Below are 2,379 nucleotides of genomic sequence, written 5' to 3'. Positions count from 1 at the left end.
ATCGACCTGCGGCGACACCCTCCGACCATCAACGTCGTTGACATCGCGCCGGTCGGTGGTATCAAGGAGGTTGATATCTGCGGATGAAACGAAAGGAACTGCAATGTCTGGTGGATTTTTCGGTGGTCCCGGCTTCGGTGGTCCCGGTTTCGGCGGCCCCGGTTTCGGTGGTGGCCCCGGTTTCGGCGGTCCCGGGTTCGGCGGCCCTGGGTTCGGCTGGGGCGGCCCGGCGTTCGGGCAGCACGGCCCGGGATTCGGCAAGCACGGCCGTCACGGGCTCAAGCGGGCGGCGTTCGTCACCGCGGCGTTGCTGCTCGACGGTCCCGCCGACGCGGCACAGGTGGTGCAGCGGGTGACGGACGCGACGCAGGGCGCGTTCACTCCCCCGCAGGACGTGGCCGAGCTGGCCATCGGCATCCTCGCCGGTCGCGGCGCCGTCACGGTGGAAAACGGAGTGGCGACGCTGACCGAGCTGGGCCGCAACATCCTGGCCTGGCGGGGCGTCAGCAGCGAGACCGCGCACGCGTTCCTCGGCCGTGCCGCCAAATTCGGCGACGCCCTCAAGATCCGCAAGGAGCTGTTCGAGATCGCCGGGCTGGCGCGCACCATCGCCTGGACGGGCACCGACGAGCAGAAGCAGCAGCTGGCCCAGGCGCAGGCCACGGTGTTGGAGGCGCTGACGGAAGCCAAGAAGGCGCTGCACCGCGCGCTCGGGGAGGGCTGAGCCCGCCCGCCCCGGCTACCGGGAACCGGGTTCGCTGAGCTTGACCAGCGTCTTGCCGATGTTGACCCCGGTGAACAGGCCGTTGAGGGCATCGACGCACGAGTCGATGCCCTCAAAGACGGTCTGCCGGTGCTTGAGTCGCCCCTCGGACTCCCATTGCCGCAGCGCGGTGAAGGCCTCGTCGAACCGGCCCCACTGGTCGAGGGCGTTGAAGCCCTGCATCAGCGCGGTCTTGGCCAGCAGGTTGACGTAGTTCGCCGGGCCGGGGTGCTCGCCGGTCAGGTAACTGGAGATGACGCCGCACAGCACCACCCGCGCGCGTGACGCCAGCCGGCCGAGCACCGCGTCGAGGATGGGGCCGCCGACGTTGTCGAAATAGACGTCGATGCGCTGGGGGCAGTGCCGTTTGAGCGCCGCCGGCACGTCGTCGTTCTTGTAGTCGATGCACGCGTCGAAGCCGAAGTCCTCCACCACCGCGCGGCACTTTTGCGGGCCGCCCGCGATGCCGACCACCCGCGCGCCCGCGATCTTCGCGATCTGCCCGGCGACCGACCCGGTGGCCCCCGCGGCGGCCGAGACCACGACGGTCTCCCCTTCGGTGGGCTTGCCGATGTCGGTCATCCCGAAATACGCGGTGGCGCCGGTCGGCCCGTACACCGACATGATCGCCAACTGGTCGTCCTCACCGGGGATCGGCGTGCTGAACAGGTCGTCGCGGATGAGCGCGTATTCCTGGAAGCCGGTCAGCGTGGTTACCACGTCGCCGACGGCGTAGGCGTCGCACCGGGATGCGACGACCTCGCCGATCCCCGCCGCCCGGATGACCTCGCCGAGCTGGACCGGCGGGAGATAGCTGGGCTGATCGTCGAGCCAGGTGCGGGCGGCGGCATCGATGCCCACGTAGGTGGTGCGCAGCAACGCCTCGCCCTCGGCGGGTTCGGGTGCCGGCGCGGTGATCGTCTCGGTGTCGGCGGGCTGCACCAGTCCCGACGGGCGGCGGCGGAGCACGATCTGGCGGTTCGGCAACTCGGGCACGAACAGAAGTTACCTAACCGGCCGAAATCGGCCGGCGAATTGGCGAATTAGTCGGCGCGCGGGCCCTCAGGCCGGTCGTCGGTGTCGCCGTCGAGGACGCTGACGGCGATGCCGTAGGGCAGAAACCGCACCTTGCGGCTGGGGTCGGTGTTGTCCTTGTTCGCCCGCAGCGCGTCGAGTTCCGTCGCGTACACCTGCTCCACCCGGGCGCCGCCGCCGGCGTCCACCGTGTAGATGGCCCACACCCCGTCACCGGCTTCACCGGCGGTCTCGGGCGCCGGGCGAGGCCGCCGCGACAGGTCGTCGAAGAGGACCGACCACCCCGACCGCGGGCCGGGCGCGCCGACGAATTTGCCCAGCCGCTCGAACACCTCGCGCAGCCCCTCGCTGCCCTCCCGGATCACCCGGTCGAAGTCTTCGGGATCGAATCCAAATGCACCGTGCTCGCCCACGCGACCTCCTCGCCCGCTCGTGCCGTTCCTGCCAGTGTGCGCTTCGCCGAGCGGGTTTGCCACGTCCTAGGGCGGCGGGGGCGGCGGCGCGGGTGGATTGATGGGGATGGGCACGGTGACGAAGGGGAAGTGCAGGTACATCGTCATCGGCGGCTGCCGAGGCGCCGG

At 70.3% G+C, this 2,379-nt stretch carries 3 protein-coding genes; 1 reads left to right on the top strand and 2 read right to left on the bottom strand.

All coding sequences use genetic code 11. The annotated features are described in order from the left end of the window. The first annotated feature begins 103 nt into the window (after window positions 1–103). The gene (locus tag A5714_RS21870; protein ID WP_068288797.1) at window positions 104–724 is read left to right on the top strand and encodes a hypothetical protein; all 621 of its coding nucleotides are present in this window, start codon (window positions 104–106) and stop codon (window positions 722–724) included. A gap of 15 nt (window positions 725–739) precedes the next feature. Here the strand turns inward: A5714_RS21870 and A5714_RS21865 are convergent, their stop codons facing one another. Further along, window positions 740–1,759 (bottom strand): NADP-dependent oxidoreductase, encoded by a 1,020-nt coding sequence (locus A5714_RS21865; protein WP_068288795.1) that lies wholly within the window; start codon window positions 1,757–1,759, stop codon window positions 740–742. A 47-nt stretch (window positions 1,760–1,806) separates the two neighbouring features. Further along, window positions 1,807–2,211: a hypothetical protein gene (locus A5714_RS21860; RefSeq protein WP_068072152.1), complete on the bottom strand. Its 405-nt coding sequence runs from the start codon at window positions 2,209–2,211 to the stop codon at window positions 1,807–1,809. Between the last annotated feature and the right edge of the window lie 168 nt (window positions 2,212–2,379).

This window comes from Mycobacterium sp. E2462 (assembly GCF_001672685.1).
GTDB lineage: Bacteria > Actinomycetota > Actinomycetes > Mycobacteriales > Mycobacteriaceae > Mycobacterium.
Note: the sequence above shows the minus strand (reverse complement) of the source record. Positions and strands in the feature narration are given on the sequence as shown.